Source organism: Cohnella xylanilytica (assembly GCF_014212175.1).
GTDB lineage: Bacteria > Bacillota > Bacilli > Paenibacillales > Paenibacillaceae > Cohnella > Cohnella xylanilytica.
On record NZ_JACJVR010000073.1, the window covers coordinates 84,674 to 103,113 of the forward strand.

The 18,440-nt window shown below is 61.6% G+C and carries 10 protein-coding genes; 1 reads left to right on the plus strand and 9 read right to left on the minus strand.

Annotated elements, in window-relative coordinates; genetic code table 11:
* Window positions 1-9 precede the first annotated feature (9 nt).
* The 8 genes from H7B90_RS19005 to H7B90_RS19040 form a co-directional block, all read right to left on the minus strand.
* The gene (locus H7B90_RS19005) at window positions 10-2,703 is read right to left on the minus strand and encodes a family 78 glycoside hydrolase catalytic domain (RefSeq protein WP_185137458.1); all 2,694 of its coding nucleotides are present in this window, start codon (window positions 2,701-2,703) and stop codon (window positions 10-12) included.
* Window positions 2,704-2,851: 148 nt separating this feature from the next.
* Window positions 2,852-4,120 (minus strand): glycoside hydrolase family 1 protein, encoded by a 1,269-nt coding sequence (locus H7B90_RS19010; protein ID WP_185137459.1) that lies wholly within the window; start codon window positions 4,118-4,120, stop codon window positions 2,852-2,854.
* Window positions 4,121-4,191: 71 nt separating this feature from the next.
* Entirely contained in the window at window positions 4,192-5,715 is a 1,524-nt protein-coding gene (locus tag H7B90_RS19015; protein ID WP_185137460.1) for an ABC transporter substrate-binding protein, read from the minus strand.
* Window positions 5,716-5,808: 93 nt separating this feature from the next.
* Window positions 5,809-6,693: a carbohydrate ABC transporter permease gene (locus H7B90_RS19020; protein ID WP_185137461.1), complete on the minus strand. Its 885-nt coding sequence runs from the start codon at window positions 6,691-6,693 to the stop codon at window positions 5,809-5,811.
* A gap of 21 nt (window positions 6,694-6,714) precedes the next feature.
* Window positions 6,715-7,662 carry an ABC transporter permease gene (locus H7B90_RS19025; protein ID WP_246578892.1) on the minus strand — a complete coding sequence of 316 codons (948 nt, stop codon included), beginning with the start codon at window positions 7,660-7,662 and terminating at the stop codon, window positions 6,715-6,717.
* A 545-nt stretch (window positions 7,663-8,207) separates the two neighbouring features.
* The gene (locus tag H7B90_RS19030) at window positions 8,208-12,806 is read right to left on the minus strand and encodes a M20/M25/M40 family metallo-hydrolase (RefSeq protein ID WP_185137462.1); all 4,599 of its coding nucleotides are present in this window, start codon (window positions 12,804-12,806) and stop codon (window positions 8,208-8,210) included.
* 432 nt (window positions 12,807-13,238) lie between these two features.
* Entirely contained in the window at window positions 13,239-14,180 is a 942-nt protein-coding gene (gene rocF, locus H7B90_RS19035; protein WP_246578893.1) for an arginase, read from the minus strand.
* Window positions 14,177-15,376 (minus strand): ornithine--oxo-acid transaminase, encoded by a 1,200-nt coding sequence (locus H7B90_RS19040; RefSeq protein ID WP_185137463.1) that lies wholly within the window; start codon window positions 15,374-15,376, stop codon window positions 14,177-14,179. Before H7B90_RS19040 ends, rocF begins: the two co-directional genes overlap by 4 nt.
* Window positions 15,377-16,141: 765 nt before the next feature.
* Between H7B90_RS19040 and H7B90_RS19045 the strand changes: the two genes are divergently transcribed.
* Window positions 16,142-16,786 carry a GntR family transcriptional regulator gene (locus tag H7B90_RS19045; RefSeq protein WP_185137464.1) on the plus strand — a complete coding sequence of 215 codons (645 nt, stop codon included), beginning with the start codon at window positions 16,142-16,144 and terminating at the stop codon, window positions 16,784-16,786.
* Between the two features lie 92 nt (window positions 16,787-16,878).
* Here H7B90_RS19045 and H7B90_RS19050 read toward each other — a convergent pair whose 3' ends face one another.
* Window positions 16,879-18,405 carry an ABC transporter substrate-binding protein gene (locus H7B90_RS19050; protein ID WP_185137465.1) on the minus strand — a complete coding sequence of 509 codons (1,527 nt, stop codon included), beginning with the start codon at window positions 18,403-18,405 and terminating at the stop codon, window positions 16,879-16,881.
* Between the last annotated feature and the right edge of the window lie 35 nt (window positions 18,406-18,440).

Sequence of the window (18,440 nt, forward strand, 5' to 3'; positions counted from 1 at the left end):
CTCCCCATCCTAAATTTGATAGACAAACCGGTAGTCCCCGGAGCCCGCCTCGAGCCGGACTCCTTCGGCGGTCTGCTCCGCCGACGAGACGCCGTTCGCCGCCCCGAGCGCTCCTCCGTTCTCGCGCACGCCTTCCAGCGCCGCTCCCGGAAGCACGATCTCCGCCGTCGCGTTCGGCGGAACGACGACGCGGACTTCCATTCCGCCCTCCGACCGGCTCCACCGGGAGACGACCGTGCCGTACATCGTCTCGAGGCGGCCTTCCGCCCACGTCAGCCCTTCGCCCGGCCGCGGATGAATGCGGAGCCGCTTGTAGCCCGCGCCCTCCTCGGCCGTGTCGATGCCCGCGACGCACCGGTACAGCCAGTCGCCGATCGCCCCGTAAGCGTAGTGATTGAACGAATTCATCGCGTCGCTCCAGAACGTGCCGTCTTCCCGGATGCCGTCCCAATGCTCCCAGATCGTCGTCGCGCCCTTCGTCACCTGATACAGCCACGAAGGGAAGTCCTTCTGCAGCAGCAGCCTGTAAGCTTCGTCGTTATGCCCGTTCAGGCTGAGCGCGAAGTTCAGGTAAGGCGTGCCCACGAAGCCGGTCGTCAGATGATGGTCGTTCTCCTCCAGCAGCTTCGCCAGCTTGGCGGCCGCCTTCTCCTTCGCCTTGCCCTCGAGCAGCCCGAAATACAAGCCTACGACCTGAGCGGTCTGGGTCGGAACGGCGAGCCGGCCGGACGGCGTGACGTATTCGTCATGGAAGGCTCGCACGATTCCTTCGTACAGCTCCGCGTAGCGCTTCGCGTCTTCCGTCTTGCCCAGTATCTCCGCGGCCTTCCTCACGATGGACGTCGAGTAGGCGTAATAGGCCGTCGCGACGTAATGCATATCCGTCGCGCCCATGTAGGCGCCCGGCTTCGCGTCGAGAGCGAGCCAATCCGCGAAGTGGAAGCCGGTGTCCCACAGGTACTCGTTGTCCCCTTGGCGGCGGATGAATTCGACCCAGCCCTTCATGCTGTCGTACTGGTCCTCGAGAATCCGCTTGTCGCCGTAGCTCAAGTAGACCGTCCACGGCACGATCGTGGCCGCGTCGCCCCAAGCGGCGGAGTTGTACGGAGGCGGGAATCCCCCCTTGCTCGGCTTCCTCACGAGCATGTTCGGCACGACGAACGGAACGCTTCCGTCCTCCAGCTGGTCCGCCTTCAAGTCTCCCATCCACTTGGCGAAGAACGGCGCCGCGTTCGCCAGATACGTCGCCGTGCGGGCGAACACCTGGGCGTCGCCCGTCCAGCCGAGCCTCTCGTCGCGCTGCGGGCAGTCCGTCGGGACGTCGAGGAAGTTGCCCTTGAGCCCCCACAGAATGTTGTGCTGGAGCTGGTTGACGAGCGGGTCCGAGCATTCGAAGCGGCCGGTTCTCTCCATGTCGGAATGGACGACGACGCCCGCGAAGTCTTCCAGACGGACCGGCTCCGCGAAGCCGGTCAAGCGGACGTAGCGGAAGCCCTGGAACGTGAAGCGGGGCTCGAACGTCTCGGGCTCGCCGCTCCTCTTCGTATAGCGGATCGTCTGCTTCGCCTCGCGGATGTTGCCGAGATAGAAGTTGCCGTCCTTGTCGAGCACCTCGGCGTGGCGGAGCTCCACTTCCCGCCCGGCTTCGCCCCGTACGACGAAGCGAACCCAGCCGACCATGTTCTGGCCCATGTCGATGACGGTATCGCCTTCCGGCGTGCGGATCAGGCCGATCGGCCGGATCTCTTCGATCTTCCGCACCGGGACGTTCTCCTGAGCGATCAGAATGTCCTTCGGCCGCTCAAGCACCTCCACGTCCCGCCAATCGCCTCCGCCGTCCTCGCCGCCTTCCGCGCAGCCGGGCGAGCTCCAGCCGTCCCGCTCCAGCCGGGCGTCGTACGTCTCCCCGTGGTAAATCTCCGACAGGAGGATCGGCCCCGTCGCCGCCTTCCAGCTCCCGTCGGACCGGACGACGATCTCGCGCCCGTCCTCGAGCGTCGCGTGAAGCTGAAGCAGCAGAGCCGTCCGCTCTCCGTACAGCTCGTTGTGGCCGTCCCAGCCCAGGTAGCCTTTGTACCAGCCGTTGCCGAGCCAGGAGCCGACGACGTTCTCCCCTTGAACGAGGTATTCCGTCACGTCGTAGGCCTGGTATTGCAGCCTCGCGTCGTAGCTGGTCCACCCCGGCGTAAAATAATGGTCCCCGACCCGCCGGCCGTTCAGCTCCAGCTCGTACAAGCCGAGCGCCGTGGCGTAGAGGCGGGCCGACTTCACGGCTCCGTCCAGCCGGAAGGCCTTCCGCAGCATCGGGCACGCCTCTCCCGGTTCAAGCCCTTGCGGAGCCGAGATCCAGTCCGCCGTCCATTCGCCCGTCGTCAGCAGCCCCGTCTCCCAATACGTCCCCGGCGCCGACCAGCCGGAGCTCTCTCCCCGCTCGTTCCAGACCTCGACCCGGTAGTAGTACCGGGCGCGGGAGCGAAGGGCGACCCCCGTCGGCTCCACGTGAACGGAAGCGTCCCCTTCGACGCGCCCGGAATCCCAGAGGAAGGAAGCGAAGTCCCTGTCCTCCGACACCTGCAGCCGGTAAGCCGACTGCCGCGTTCCTCTCGCCTCCGACCTTAGCTTCCAGCTGAGGCGCGGAAGCCGCGCCCCGAGCCCGATCGGGTTGATCCTGTATTCGCAGCGCAAATCGTATACTTCAAGCATGTCGCCCGTCTCCTTCCCCTTCTCGGTCCGACTCGCAAGCCGGACTCTCTATCGCCATACCGCCCATCTCCAAACCGCCCATCTCCAAACCGCGCTCCCGGCCGGCCAAGCCGAACCCCGGGTCTCGTCCGCAAGGCCCGCGCCCTTTCTACGGGCGGCCAAGCCCGTTGTTCCGGGCGATCTCCCCCAGATATCTCCCGCTCTCCTTCGCCGTCCGCTCCTGCGTGGACCGGTCGACGGCGACGATGCCGAACGTCTTCGAATAGCCGAAGTTCCATTCGAAGTTGTCGAACGCCGACCAGTAGAAGTAGCCCCTCACGTCGATTCCGTCGGCCAGGCAGCCTTGCAGTCCCTCCAGCCCCCGGCGGATGAACTCCACGCGGCGGGTATCGTCGTCCGTCGCGACGCCGTGCTCCGTCACGACGATCGGGATGCTCAAATCGCGGGCGACCTGGCGCACCACGCGGCCGAGCGCTTCGGGGTCGTATTCGTACCCCATCTGCGTCAGCTCGGCGCCGGCTTCCGGAATGGCGGCGCCGTCCGGTCCGTAAACCTCGCGCGTGTAATTCTGAAGCCCAAGGAAGTCGTCTCCGGAGATAACGTCCAGATATTGCCGGAAGTAGCCGTTCCATACGTTCTCCGCTCGCTCTTCCCCGCCCGGCAACGCCTGGACGTCCGGCAGCGCGAGCGTCAGCCCGACCTGGATGTCCGGCCGAATCCGCTTCATCGCGGCGCGGGCTTTGACGTGCGCATCCTTGACGACGGCGATGGACGCTTCGTCCGAGGCCGTCAGGAACGGACGGTACTTGTCGGCGGTCGTTCCGCACAGGCGGGCCGCCTCCTCCCGCCACTCCGGAGCCGTCCACGACTCCGCCGCGATGCCGACGGGCGGCGTCTGCCCGATCGAGGCGAACAGGTCCCGGAGCATGACCGGGAGGTCGACCTCGTTCATCGTAAGCGCGTACGGAATCAAGTCGCCGAGCTCCCGGACGACCGTCTCGCAGTATGCGGCGAACCGGTCCGCCGTCGCGGGATCGGACCAGCCGCCGAAGCGCATGAGCCATCGCGGCGACGTGAAGTGATGCAGCGTGACGACGGGGGTAAGGCCGTGCTCCCGGCAAGCGATCAGGACGTCCCGGTAGTGCTCGATGGCCGACCGGGAATAATGGCCGGCTTCCGGCTCGATCCGCGCCCACTCGATGGAGAAGCGATACGCCTTCAGGCCGAGACGCGCCAGAAGCGCGATATCCTCCCGGTACAGCCGATAGTGGTCGATCGCGTCCCCGGAGCGTTCGGCGTAGGGAGATCCCTTCGCGTTCTCCTCCGCCCAGGTGTCGCTGTTCACGTTATTGCCTTCGACTTGATGCGCGGCCGTCGCCGCCCCCCACAAAAACCCTTCCGGATAACCGCTCGCCATCGCTCGTTCTCCTCCTTGAAGAAAGAAGCGCGAACCCTTCCGAAGACGGTGCCGCGCTTCCTTCATCCCGATTATTGCGCGTTGGCCGCCGCCCACGCGTCAAGCTGCTTCTGCTTCTCGGCGATAATCTTATCGAGCCCCGCCGCCTTCAGCTTGGCGTTGAATTCGGAGATCAGGGCCGGATCGAGGCTTCCCGACTCCAGGCCGAGCTTGTATTGGTTCAGCACGTTCGTGGCCGCGGCCACCTCGGTCTTCACCGGGCTCGCGTCGAACGTGAAGCCGAGCGCCTTCGAGAAGATCGCCGAATCGTTGAACTTCTTGATCTGATCCCAGATGTCGGGCGGAGTGCCTTCCCAGACGCGGGCGAGGGCGTTGTTGCCGATCTCCCACTGGTTGAATACGTAGCCGACGTCGGTCGCTCCGTCCGGAACCTTGATCGTTCCGTCCGCGTTCACGACATAGTGCTTCCCTTCGATCCCGTTGTCCAGCAGGTTGACGATATCCTTGTCGGTATACAGCAGGTTCAACAGCTGCATGGCGCGATCCGGGTACTTGCTGTTGCGCGGGATGGACATCATAAATCCGTTGGCGCTCGTCGATTGGGTGACCGGCTTCGTGAACCGGACCGCGACCATCTCGTGTCCGTCTACCTTGCTGTCCTGCTGCTCGAAGCCGGGCTTCATGTTGGAGAGGTAGCCGAACGCCTTGCCCGCCTTCACGAGGCTGTTGCCGGTCTCCTGGGTCGTCGCCGCGTCCTGCATGACATAGCCGGCTTCGTACCATTTGCGCGCGAGCGCGACGGCGTCCTTGTATTCCTGGGTGTCGAACATGTTGACGACCTTCAGGTCGTTCTTGTTGATCATCATCGCCCCGAGACCGTCTCCGAGCATGTCGATGTCCTTGTTGTACATAATGGAAGCGACCGTCTGGGACTGAGTGTTCTGCACCAGCGGAATCAAGCCCGGCTCCTTGTCTTTGATCGTCTGGAACACCGTTCCGAGATCCTCGAATGTCTTTAGCGCGCTAAGGTCGATGCCGTGCTTGTCGACGATGTCCTTGCGCATGATCATGCCGTAGTCTGCCGCCGTGTCGCGCACGCTCGGGATTCCGTAGATTTTCCCGTCGATCTTCGTGCCGTTGTAAATCTTCTCGTTCATCGTGTCCTTGATGCCGGTTCCGTATTGGGCGAGCAAGTCGTCGAGCGGAAGCAGCTGGTTCTTCGCGACTTGGCTGCTGTAGTTGTAGAACGAAGACGTGACGAGCAGATCGAGCTTCTCGTTGCCGGCGAGGAGCAGGTTCGTCTGCTGCGCCCAGGCGGATATGTCGATCGGCATCAGCTTCACTGTCGCGTTGATCTTCGCGGACGTAATCTTGTTGATCTCGTCCTGGACGGACTTAATGTCGGTGAGAGTGCCGAAATTCATGAAGGCCATCGTCAGTTCGACCGGCTTCGAGCCGTTGTCCGACGAGGACGAAGAGCCGCTCGCGGCCGGAGAAGAATTCGAGCCGTTCGAGCCGCCGCAGGCGGTGAGAGCGAGCGAGAGCGCGAGCAGCGCCGCCCCGCCCCAAGCGAGTTTGCCTTGCTTTGCAGTCATGTTGTCTTGTCCCCCAAATCCCGTAATTACGCTATTTATGCTCACCGATCCCCGGAAGGGCTATCGGATCAAGCCGGATGATGAAGCCTGGAATCAGCCCTTGACGGCCCCGATCGTCAACCCCTTGACGAAGTACTTCTGGAAGAACGGATAGATGCAGATGATCGGCAGAATCCCGATGACCGCCATCGCCATGCGCACCGAGTTCATCGGGATGGCCGCGGCCGCCTGGGACGAGTTGCCCCCGAGGCTGTTCTGCTGCAGGAACTGAATGTTGCTCAGCATCCGGTTGAGCAGGTTCTGAATGCTGAACAGCTTCGGCTCGGTGATGTAGATGAGGCCGTTGAACCAGTCGTTCCAGTACGAGATCGTCAGCATAAGCCCGATCGTGGCCAGAATCGGCAGCGAGAGCGGCAGAACGATCCGGTAGAAAATTTTAAACTCCGAAGCCCCGTCGATGTAAGCCGACTCGATGATCGCCGCCGGAATCGAGGTGCTGAAGAAGGAGCGGATCAGCAGGACGAAAAATCCGTTGGTCAGAAGGCCCGGCACGATAAGCGCCATCAGCGTGTTCTTCATGTGGAACAGCTCCGTGTAGACCAGGTAGGTCGGCACGAGGCCTCCGTTGAACAGCAGCGTGAAGAAGACGAGGAACGCGAGAATTCCGCGAAGCGGCATGTCCTTGCGGGACAGCGGGTAAGCGAGCAAGGACGAGATGAGCAGGCCGACGAAGGTGCCGACGATCGTGATCAGGACCGTAATTCCGTAGGAACGGGCCATCGTCGACGCCTGATTCCATAGGTACGAATAGGCGTCAAGGCTCAGGCGGCTCGGGAACAGCGTGTAGCCGTCCTTGACGATCGACTGCTCGTCCGTGATCGAAGCCATGAACAGCAGGAGGAACGGGAACAGGCAAGCGGCGGACAGCAGAATAAGGAAGACGTGGACCGCCGTCTGGTTCATCTGGTTGGTTTTCATCGAACGATCGCTCCCTTCCGGTTAGAATAGCGCCTGATCGCGGTCGCGGCGGGCGACGACGTAGTTCGAGATCAAGACGAGGATGAATCCGACGAGCGCTTGGTACAGGCCGGCGGCGGACGACATTCCGATGTCTCCGAGCGTCATCAGCCCGCGGTAGACGTAAGTGTCGATAACGTCGGTCGTCGATTGCAGCGGCCCCGAGTTCAGCGGAACCTGGTAGAACAATCCGAAGTCGGAGTAGAAAATGCGTCCGATGCCGAGAAGCGTCATGACCGTGATGGTCGGCGCGATCAGCGGAACGGTGATGCTGCGAATCTGCTGCCACTTGCTGGCCCCGTCGATCGTCGCCGCCTCGTAGAACTCGTGGTCGATGCCGATGATGGACGCCAGGTAGATGATGCAGAAGTAGCCGATGTTTTTCCACAAGTTCACGATCGTCAGGATGTACGGCCAATACTTCGATTCGCTGTACCAGGAGATCGGATCGACGCCGAACATCGGCAGGATGTGCTTGTTCACGAAGCCGTTCTCGACGTTCAGCAGCGAGAGCACCAGGTAGCCGACGATAACCATCGAGATCAGGTACGGCAGCAGAACGAGGCTCTGGTAAAAGCGCGAGGCCAGACGATTGCGCACTTCGTTCAGCACGATGGCGAGCCCGATGGCGACGAGCGTGTTGACGATGATGAAGCCGCCGTTGTAGAGCAGCGTGTTGCGCGTGATGACCATGGCGTCGTTCGTCTTGAACAGGTACTCGAAGTTCTTGAAGCCGATCCAGTCGCTGTAGTAGATCAGTCCGAACAGCCCTCTGTGCGAGTAGTCGATGTTTTTGAACGCGATGACGACCCCGAGCATCGGCAGGTAGTTGTTGACGGCCAGGTAGATCAATCCCGGCAGCACCATCAAGAACAGCGCCCGGTAACGCTTCAGCTTCTTGAACGCGTCGCTCCATCCGCTCTGTCTCATAGGCTGATTCCTCATTTCCTCGTTGTATAGTGCTTATTGTAAAGATTGGGGACGAGGGACGCTCACCAATATCCCGACCTTGATTTTAGATATTCCGACTTGTTGGCGGAGCCGAATGCTCTGCCTTTGTCCCATACTCATGCTGGGGTGGCGCGCAGAAGCTCGTCGGTGGTTGGATGGCGGCGGCTGAGGCGAGTTAGAGGGACTGGAGGCTAACGAACCCAGTTGACGCTATTTCGGCGAAAAGGAGGATTTTCAGGCTCTAACGAACCGTAGAAACGCTATTTCGTCCCGGAAGCCTCTATTTTGCCTTATGGATCCCAAATAAGGTCGCTGGGGTTCGTTAGAGTTCCAAAAGTGGGCTTTGGGTGCCAAATAGCGCTTCCTGTGTTCGTTAGAGGGAGTGCGGGCCCGACAAAAAAGCAAGACCCCGGTTGTCCGGGGCCTTGCCGCATGGCGAATGGTGTATGGTGCATAGCGTATGGTGCAAAGAGTATGGCGCATAGCGTATGGCGCATCGCACTTTCCAATTGCGCTCGCGAAGCTTATTCCACGCCCAGCAGTTTGAAGACGATGACGGCCGCTTCGGCGCGGGTCGCGACTCCCTTCGGAAGGAAGACGTCGGCGGATACGCCGCTGACGACGCCTTCCTCCGTCAGCAGGGCGATCGCGTCCTTGGAGTAGGAGGCGAAGTTCGCGCTGTCCTTGAACTTCTTCAGCGCGGCTTCGACGTCGGCCGCCTGCTTGCCCTTGACCAGCTTGAGAGCGTTGGCGGCCATGACCGCCATCTCTTCGCGCGTGATCGGGCGGCTCGGATCGAACTTGCCGCCGCCCGTGCCTTGAGCCAGGTTCAGCTTGACGGCGGTGGCGACGAACGGGTAGGACCACGATCCGGACGGCACGTCGGAGAACGACGCGCTAGCCTGCGAATCGAGCAGCCCGAACGCGCGGACGAGCATCGCCAGGAATTCGGCGCGGGTCACTTGCTTCGCCGGAGCGAAGCTGTCTTCGCTTACGCCGGTGACGACGCCCTTGGCGGCCAGCGACTTGATCGCGTCGACGGCCCACCGGGCTTGGCCGAGATCCTTGAAGTCCGGAACGACGGCCGGAGTCGTCGGGTCGGTCGGGCTCGTCGGCGTGGTCGGCTCGGTCGGCGCGGTCGGCGTGGTCGGTTCCGTCGGAGTCGTCGGTTCCGTCGGCGTATCGACCGTTCCGGAGCCCGGCGACGATACCGGGGGCCTCGTGCGCGGACCGTCGTCCATCGAGCCTTCGGCGGCCGGTGCGGACGCCGCGTAGACGGCTTCGGCCATAAGCCGGAATTGCGCCTGCGGATGATCCTTGTTGAACGAGTCCGAAGCGAAGATCGTCGCGTTCACGCCGTCCTTGGCGTACGTGAAGCCCGCCGTCTTGCCTTGGGCCGCCGCATGGGTCGGCCACCAGCCGGCGACGAAGAAGTCGGCCGCGTCCTTGATCGTCGCGACGACCTTGGCGCCTTCCGGCACCGCGGTAATGTAAGAGCCGGTGTTCGTGTACAGATAATCTTCCGCTTCGTAAGGCGCCGTAATCGCGCTGTCCTGGTCGAACACGGCGCGGTACAAGCCCTCGTAAGCATTCTCGGCCTTATAATCGAAGCCGGGGGCGACGCCCGCCGATTTGAACAGGCTCATGCCGGTGCGGCCGAAGCCGATGTACGGCTTCGTCTTGATCAGGTCGGCGCTGCCCGCGTTCAGCAGCACTTCGGCCGCCGCCAGGTCGTTCGTCACCTGGAAGCCGAGCTGCTTCAGGACGAATTCCGGATTGCTCTTGGCCGTCGCGCCGACGACCGCCGGCTTCAGCACCTTGCCGGTCTTGTCGCCCGCCGCCGGGAACGGCACGACCTTCAGCAAGTATTTGTCCTTTACGGTCTTCAGGTTGGAGTACGAGACGAGGAAGTCGCCCTTCTCGTAGACGCTCGTTCCCGTTCCTCCGCCGTTCGCCAGCAGGGTCACCTTCTTGCCGGCGCCGATCAGCTCGTTGACGGCTTGAACGGCCGCGTTGCCGTTATTGCGGATGACGTATTCGTACGAGCTGCCGGGAACCGTCGTTCCCGGAATCGTCATTTCGTTTTCCGACGTATAGACGTTCGTCTTGTTCTTGAACGCGCCGGCCGTGCGGATCTCGTAGCTGTCGAAGCCCCTCATCTCCGGGAAGCTCTGAATGATGTCGGAATACATCTCTTCGAAGTCGGAGACGTTGAAGCCGTCGTACAGAACGAGGTTCGCGAAGCCGCGGCTCGCTTGATGCATGTTGACGACGAAGGTGCCCTTCGGATACGTCGTGTCTCCGACCTTGACGCTCGTCTTCGTCCTCTCGACCTTGACGCCGTTATGCAGCAGGTACTTGACCATTTGGTAAGCGGCGTCCGGGTTCTTCTGCAGCGCGTTGTCGACCGGCAGCGCGTAGTATTCGGGGAAGAAGTTCTCGTTGCCGCCGCGCGGACGTCCGATCACCTCGTACTTGGCGTTCACCAGGTACTTGTCGACGGCGCGGTTGTCCTCGTTGTCCATGCCGCGCTTGTAAATCTCGAGCTGGTTCAGGAACAGGCGGTCCTTGTTGTCCGCGAGATACTTCGTCGCCGCCAGGGCGGTGTAGTACAGCGCGTTCGTCGAGTCCTGGTTCAGCTCCGGAATCTCGATCGTGTGGCCCAGCGCCCCGTGATGCATCGCGAACACGGCGGTGTACGCCGGGGATGCGTCGTCCCATCCGGTCGCGTTGGCGATCGGCTTGTAGTTCGGATCTTCGGCCGACTTCTTGGCTTCAACGTACGGAATATGGAAAACGTCGTACTTCGTGTTCGCCACGCCCGCGCGCCCCATGAGAGTCGCCTGCTCCACCATGTTGTCGATCAGAAGGTCGTATTCGAAGTTCGGATCGTGCGGCGGCGTGCACGGCTCGATCAGGAACTGGCCGACGAAGCCGTGGAAGTCGAGGAAGCTCGTCGGCATCCACTTCGCCAGCTCGCCCATGACCTGCTGGGTCTCCGGCTGCGTCTGGTAGGAGTTGTCCCGGTTCAGGTCGAAGCCGAGCGAGTTCGCGCGGGTGTTCAAGTAGCGGCCGTCCGGGTTCTCCGTGTAATTAAGCAGGAAGATGACGTTGTCCAGCGCCTTGTCGATGTCCAGCGTAATCGTCTGTTCGGCGCCCTTGTCGTCGGTCGTTTGGTAGGTGACGGTGTTCTGGGTCGCGAGCGATCGGAAAATATTGATGATGGCGTCCACGCCGGGAGCTTCGTCCGGGTGGATGTTGTTGATCCAGATCGGCACCTTGTAATCCTTAAGCGTTCCGGCTTCGATCTGCTTCTGCAGGCCTTCCGGATCGTTCATCATCGCCGGAAGCGTCTTATTCAAGTAGTCGTCGACGGCTTTCTGATCCTTGGCGACGATCGAGAACAGGATGTCGCGGTCCTGCACCGACTTGCCGATGACCTTCGTCTCGATGTAGCGGTTCTTCTTGTCCGGGCTCGCCATGATCTCGTCGAGGGCCGGCTTGATCTCGTCGTACGGATGATAGTCGTCGTAGACGTTCAGCTTGACCGGGGCTTGTCCGATGACGTTGCCGCTCTTGCCGGAGACGGCCAGGTCGTACGTTCCGAGCAGCGCGGGGTAGCGGGCGCGGTTGCCCGACAGGTTCGTCGTGTCGAACACGAGATCGAACGTCAGCTTCGCCTTCAGCTTGCCGTCTTCGACGACGGGCGTTCCTTCAAGCTTGATGAACGGATCTCCGTTGAAGCCTCCGTTCTTGAACTTCTTCCATTCGGACAGCTCCTTGCCGCCGAACGTCCACTTCAGGTCGCCGACGGCCGACGTGCTCGGCATGTCGAACTCCACGTCGATCGTGCGCTTCTCCGTGATCGACGCCTTGTTGCTGCTCAGCGTCAGCGTCTGCGGAGCCGGTTCGGCGATCTCGAGCAGGAGGGTCGAGAGCAGCGTCGAGAACGTGCTCAGATGCTCTTCGATGCGGCCGGGGTAGTTCTGCGAGATGTAGTCGAGCGTGTCCTTCGGCGTATGCCAGATCTCGCCGTCCTTCTCGGTCTGGGTGTATCCGTCCATGTCGCCGAGCGTCCAGTTGGTCGCCTCCAGGTAACCGTACGGAATGCCGGCCGCCTTGAACGGGGCGTGGTCGCTCCAGTCCCCGGTCGTGCCCGCGGGGTATTCCGGGTTCAACCCTTGCTGCGTGGTCACGTTAAGCTTCAGACGCTCCGCGATGTCGAGCCCGAGCTCGCGTACGAAGCCTTCGTAGCCCGCGCTGCCGTAGATATGCATGTTGTCGCCGGCCGCGAGGCTGTCGAGATTGATCATCGCGACAGCGTTCTTGATCTCTTCGGGCGTCATCTTGGAGACGAAGTCCTTCGAGCCTCGAAGACCCGCTTCTTCGCCTCCGAAGGCGATGAACTTGATCGTGTACGGGACGTCGGCCTTGGCGACCGTCTTGGCCGCCTCCAGCATGACGCCGACGCCGGACGCGTTGTCGTCCGTGCCTTTGCCCGCGCTGACGGAGTCGTAGTGGGCGCCGACATAGACGACCCGGGAGGATTTGCCTTGCTTGGTCGCGACGACGTTCTGCGAGTTGATCGTCGTGCCCGAGCGAGTGTAGCTGAACGGAAGCTTCGCCGTCGCCAGCCCCATGTCCTTGAAGGCGGACTCGATGTAGGCGGCGGCCTGTGCTTCCTGCTCGCTTCCTACCACTCTCGTGCCGATCGTGGAGGATAAGTAGGTCATGTATTGATAGGCCGCGTAGCCCGCCTCGCCTTCCTTCAGCGCGGCCGCGGCGGCGTCGAAGGGCTGCGGCGATTCCGCGGGCGTCTCCGTCGGAGCCGGCTCCTCCGAGGGGGCCGGGGATGCCGGCGGGGTCGGCTCGGCGGAGGGAGCGGGTTCGACGGACGGGGACGGTTCGGCGGTGGGCGTCGGTTCCGCCGATGGCGTCGGCTCCGGATCGGCCGAAGGCGATGGCGCGGGATCGGCGGACGGCGCCGGGGACTCGTCCGATACGACGACCGGGTCGCCGGTCGGCGCCTCCCTCGCCCAAGCGCTCGGCAGCGCGGCCGACAAGACAAGGGATAGAACCAGGAATAAGGATAATAGCCGTTTGTTTAATCTCTTTCTCTGCATGTTTCTCCTCCCGCTTCCGATAGGATGTTGACGATAGACCTAGCGATCTTCAAGCAGCCGAAAAACGAACTCTATCCAATCACGTCATCCGCCATCCCTCCCGGTAGGAGAATCGATTGCAGTCAGCATGTTCTGTATACAATATACATAACACAATATTTGAAATACGTAAGGAATTATAACACCATTATTCGTGTACAACAATGATATTTTACATATTTCTAACATTATTTTGGGTCGTTAATCCTTGATAACGCTAGAAAAGAGCTGAAAGTTAAGGCGGATAAGGATCTACATTTAGGGGTATGAATGTTTTATGTAATTTAATATTACATAGTTGTGGTTTGGAAGGGGGCGGAGCCGATCGAAAAGTCCATAAATATAGGCGGCCGATCCGCTAAAGGACCGGCCGCCGAATAGGATGAGTGCTTATTACAAAATTCGTTTGCCCAGCATCGAAGCCGCCAGCTCGACCGCGTGGCGCGCGGTGCGCCGGTCGTAGTCGAGAACCCCGTTCACTTCCACGATGTCCGCGGACGTGAGCAGTCCGGACTCCGCCAGCAGCTCCATCGCGAAGTGCGCCTCGCGGTAGCTCACGCCTCCCGGCACCGGAGTTCCGACCCCCGCCGCTTCGAGCGGATCGAGCGCGTCGAGGTCCAGGCTGAGATGAACGCCGTCCGTCCCTTGCCCGGCGATCGCGATCGCCCTCTCCATGACCGTCTTCATGCCCAGCTTGTCGATGTCGTGCATCGTGAAGCAGGCGATCCCCTCCGAGCGGATCAGCTCCTTCTCGCCGGGGTCGATGTCCCGCACGCCGACGAGGACCAGCCTCTCCTTGCGGATGAGCGACGCCCCCGGAATGTCCGTCAGCTTGAACCTCGCCCGGCCGAGCGCGACGGCCAGCGGGATGCCGTGGGCGTTGCCGGAAGGAGAGGTCTCCTCCGTGTTCAGGTCGGCGTGCGCGTCGAACCAGATGACGCCCAGGTTGCGGTAGTGGGCGGTGAGCCCGGCGAGCGAACCGATCGCCACGCTATGGTCGCCCCCGAGCACGAGCGGGAAGAAGCCGGATTCGACGGCGCGCGAGACGTGCTCGCTCACGAGGCGGCCCATCTCCCGCACCTCGGCGAAGTACTTGATCCGGCCGTCCGCCGTCCCTCCGGCGGGATGCTTCGTGCAATCCACCTCGCTGTCGCCGACGACCTCCACGCCGATCCCCTTGAGCTGGCTGAGCAGCCCGGCCCGCATGATGCTCTCCGGCCCGAGCTCCGTTCCCGCGCGGCCGCAGCCCAGCCAGAAAGGAACGCGAATGAGCCGAACCTTCTTGTTGACCTCCGTCTCCCACATCTCCATCGGCATCGCGGCATCCCGCATCATCGATCCCCTCCCAATACGTCTTCGATCCGTCCCATAGCCCAGTCGAGTTCTTCCTCCGAGATGATTAGCGGCGGCGCGAACCGGATCGTCGTCTCGTGCGTCTCCTTGCACAGCAGCCCCCGCTCCATCAATCGCTCGCAGAACGGTCGGGCGTCCCGGTCCAGCTCCACCCCGACGAACAATCCCCGGCCGCGCACTTCGCGAATATAGGGACTGCGAATCGCCTTCAGCCGATCGATCAGATACCGGCCCAGCCGGTCGGACCGCTCCGCCAGGTCCTCCTCCTCCAACGCTTCCAGCGCGGCGACGGCCACGGCGCACGCCAGCGGGTTGCCGCCGAACGTCGACCCGTGCGAGCCCGGCTCGAACACGCCGAGCACCTCCTCGTCCGCGGCCACCGCCGAGATCGGGAGGACGCCTCCGCCGAGCGCCTTGCCCATGACGAGCACGTCCGGCCTCACTCCTTCCCAGTCGCATGCGAAGCGGCGTCCGCTCCGGCCGAAGCCGGTCTGGATCTCGTCGGCGACGAACAGGACGTTATGCTTCGCGCACAGCTCCTTCGCGGCCGCCAGGTAGCCCGCAGGCGGAATGACGATGCCGGCCTCCCCTTGGATCGGTTCGACGAGGAAGGCGGCCGTGTTCGGCCCGATGGCGTTCTCCAGCGCCGCGAGGTCGCCGTACGGTACGATTCGGAAGCCCGGCGTGAACGGCCCGAAGTCCCGCTTGTACTCTTCCGACGAGGAAAAGGACGTGACCGTGATCGTCCGGCCGTGGAAATTGCCCGCGCAAACGATGACTTCGGCTTCGCCCGGAGCGACGCCCTTGCGGCGGTACGCCCACCGCCGGACCGCCTTGACGGCCGTCTCCACCGCTTCGGCTCCCGTGTTCATCGCCAGAATCTTCGGCTTGCCCGTATATGCCGACAGCTTCTCGTAGAACAGCCCGAGCGCTTCGGAATGGAACGCCCGGGACGCGAGCGTCACCCGGTCGGCCTGATCCTTCAGAGCCCGGATAATCTTCGGATGGCGGTGTCCGTGGTTCAGGGCCGAATAGGCGCTGAGCATGTCCATGTAGCGGTTGCCTTCGGGATCTTCCACCCAGACGCCTTCCGCCTTGGAGACGACGATCGGAAGCGGGCGGTAATTGCGCGCGCCGATCCGATCCGACACTTCGATCAACGCTTCGGAGCTCCTCATGGCAGTCGCCCTCCGTTTCAAATTTGTATACAAAATACAATATACATAAAACCGTATAAAAATGTCCTGATTCATAGCCGAGTTCGCTACGGAAGCAGGATCGATTGAAGCCGGTATGCATAATGGACGAATTCTCGTTCGGCATCTCCCTCGGCCTCGGCGGCGGCTGCAGGCAACCCATCCCGGCAAGTCCGACATGAGGAGTTAGCGGCGAAGACCTCCCGCCCTACATTCTATGCGATCGCGGCATATTTGCTGCCATCGCCGGGCGCTCGTCCAAGCCCGAAACGTAATGAAGCAAAATTTGTATACAATATACGTTTCATTTGGACCTTTATCATACCTTATAGTTGCGGGTTATTTCAACCTAATCATCGCCTGTCCTAGCTTGTCATAGCCCAAACTTGCCCAAACTTGCCCATCCATGCCCCTCTATACCCATCATTGCCCCTACTTGCCCCTGCTTGGCTCTGCTTGGCTCTGCTTGCCCCTACTTGCCCCTGCTTGGCTCTGCCTGCCTCACTTGCCCCTGCTTGGCCACGCTCGCCCATGTCACTATTTATAACGCACATAGCGCTTCCGAAGGCAACTCCTTATTGAAGGAATCCGCTGCCAATGTTAATATTATTAATGAATTTTCACTCCTCCGGCGCCAAGCATCGCTCCGGCCGCAGCATGAATCCGGCATCCGAGAGAGCCGGACATGCCGTTGCAGTTTGCGTGCCACCATGGAAGAATCGAACGGAACGAAGAGGAGGGGCGCCGTTGGAAGCACCTAGATACCAGTCTCTTAAAGACCATGTCTATAACCATATCGTTCAGAAGATCCAGGACGGGGCGCTTCTGCCCAATCAGAAGATCAACGAAGCCGAGATCTGCAAGACGCTGGACATCAGCCGCACGCCGACCCGGGAAGCGCTGTTCCAGCTGACGAACGACAATCTGCTGGAGTACATCCCGAGGCGCGGCTTCATCGTGAAGCCTCTCGACGCCAAGAAGAAGCTGGACGTCTCCCAGGTCATCGGCGCGCTGGACGCGCTCGCCGCGTCGCTGGCGATCGACCTGCTGGGCGAAGAGCATCTGCGCGAGATGAAGGACATCGCCGACAAGATCGACCGGGACATCGGCCGGCGGGACTTCTCCGAGTATTACAACGACCAATACCGGTTCCACGAGGTCTACACCCTCCGCTGCAACAACCCGACCTTGATCGATTCCATCCATCTTCTGAAGAACAGCTTCATCCGCCAATCCTATCTGAGCGAAGACAAGGAGAAGATGGGCCGGGTGCTCCAGGAGGTCAACAACGAGCACCATCAGATCATCGATTGCTTCCGGCGCAAGGACAAGGAGCGCCTGGACTCGCTGCTGAAGTACCATTGGAGAATCATCGACTCGGAGATGCTGTAACTTGCGCGGCGCCTTGATCGCCGCCGAACGAAGAGATGCCCCCGTCGCCGCGACGGAGGCATCTCTTTTCGTTTTTTGATCCCAGCGCCCGATTACTTGCCGTTGGCCGCGGCCCAAGCGTCGAGCTGCTTCTGCTTCTCGGCGATGATCTTCTCGAGACCGGCCGCCTTCAGCTTCGAGACGAACTCGGGCAGCAGCGCCGGATCGAGGCTTCCGGATTCCAGGCCGACCTTGTATTGGTTCAGCACGTTCGTCGCGGCGGCGATCTCGGTCTTGACCGGGGTGGCGTCGAAGGAGAAGCCGAGCGCCTTCGAGAACTTGGCGGACTTGTTGAATTCCTTCATCTGATCCCAGATGTCCGGATCGATGCCTTCCCAGACGAGGGCCAGCGAGTTGTTGCCGACTTCCCACTGGTTGAACACCCAGCCGCTCGTCACGCCGTCCGGCGTCTTGATCTGGCCGCTGTCGGTCTTCACGTAATGCTTGCCTTCGATGCCGTTGGACAGCAGATTGACGACGTCCTTGTCCGTATACATCAAGTTCATGAGCTGCATCGCCCGATCCGCGTCCCGGGTGTTCCTCGGGATGGACAGCATGAAGCTCGTGGCCGAAGTGGACACCGAGATCGGCGGAGTCAAGCGGGCGGCGACCATCTCGTAGCCGTCCAATCCCGATTCTTGGGTCTCGAAGCCGGGCTTCATGTTGGAGAAGTAGCCGAAGGCCTTGCCCGCCTTCACGAGAGCGTTGTTGCCCTCCTGCGTCGTCGCCGCGTCCTGCATGGTATAGCCCGCCTGGTACCACTTCCTGGCCAGCGCCAACGCGTCCTTGTATTCCGGAGTCTCGTAAATATTGACGACCTTCAGATCGTTCTTGTCGAGCGACATCACGCCCAGACCCTCGCCGAGCATATCGAACTTGCTGGCGAGCAGCTCCGATACGATCGTCAGCGTCTGCGATCTCTGCACGATCGGGTTGATGCCCGGCTCGCTCTCTTTGATTTTCTGGAAGATGGGCTCGAGATCCTCGTAGGTCTTGACCTGGCTCAGATCGATGCCGTACTTGTCCACCAGGTCCTTGCGGGCGATGAAGCCGTAGTCGGCGGCCGTATCGCGGACGCTGGGGATGCCGTAGATTTTGCCGTTGATTCTCGTGCCGTTCAGGATCGCGGGCTCCATCGTGTTCTTGATCTCGGGCGCGTGCTTCTCCATCAGCTCGTCGAGAGGCAGCAGCTGGTTCTTGGCGACTTGGGTGCTGTAATTGAACATGGCGGAGGTAACCATAAGATCCAGAGGTTCGTTGCCCGCCAGAAGCAGGTTCGTCTGCTGCGTCCAGGCGGAGACGTCGATCGGCATCAGCTTGACCGTGGCGTTGATCTTCTCTTTCGTGATTTTGCTGATCTCGTCTTGAACGGCTTGGACGTCGGTCATCGTGCCGATGCCGAGGAAGGCGACCGTCAGCTGCTCCGTCTTGCCGTTCCCCCCGGAGGAGGCGGGCGGCGAGGAAGCGGACGAACCTCCCGAACCGGAATCGCCGTTCGAATTGCCGCAAGCTCCGAGCAGGACGGACGAGACGAGCAGCGTGGACAGAGCGAGCGACGAAGCTTTGAATCTCTTGGCCATTGGTTGTTCCCCCATTGCATTGAGATGTGAGCGAT